The 391-nt window shown below is 41.9% G+C and carries 1 protein-coding gene; it reads left to right on the plus strand.

Annotated elements, in window-relative coordinates; all coding sequences use genetic code 11:
* The coding region (locus tag QGT73_RS17355; RefSeq protein WP_280123262.1) for a hypothetical protein at positions 1-391 on the plus strand (391 nt) is incomplete at both ends.

The raw sequence follows: 391 nt of genomic DNA on the forward strand, positions 1-391 counted from the left end.
CCAAATATCGGTTTGCCTGCGAATACACCGCCGAGAAACTAGGTCCATATGTCAAACCTTGTGATTTGGAAAAGCTGTTTTTCCGTTTGGGATTGTTTCAAAGAGCATCGTCTCCAAACTGGGATTCACGTACTCCGGAGGAAATCGAGGCTAATATACCGGCTGCAAGAATCGAGGTCGCATCACCGATAGAGAAGTGGGCATTATTGCATTTTGGCTGGAACATGGGAAGACTATTTGGCAAACCTAATAATTTTATTAACCATTTTCTAAAGACCACGTTCCATTACCACCTTGATGGTCTTTCAGATAATCAACTACCAAAGAAGCTCAAGCAAAATCCTCTTCAAGGCGTAATCAAAATTGAGGAACGTTTTGACAAAGGTCTAAC

Origin of the sequence: Duncaniella muricolitica (genome assembly GCF_910574735.1) — a bacterium.
Taxonomy (GTDB): domain Bacteria; phylum Bacteroidota; class Bacteroidia; order Bacteroidales; family Muribaculaceae; genus Duncaniella; species Duncaniella muricolitica.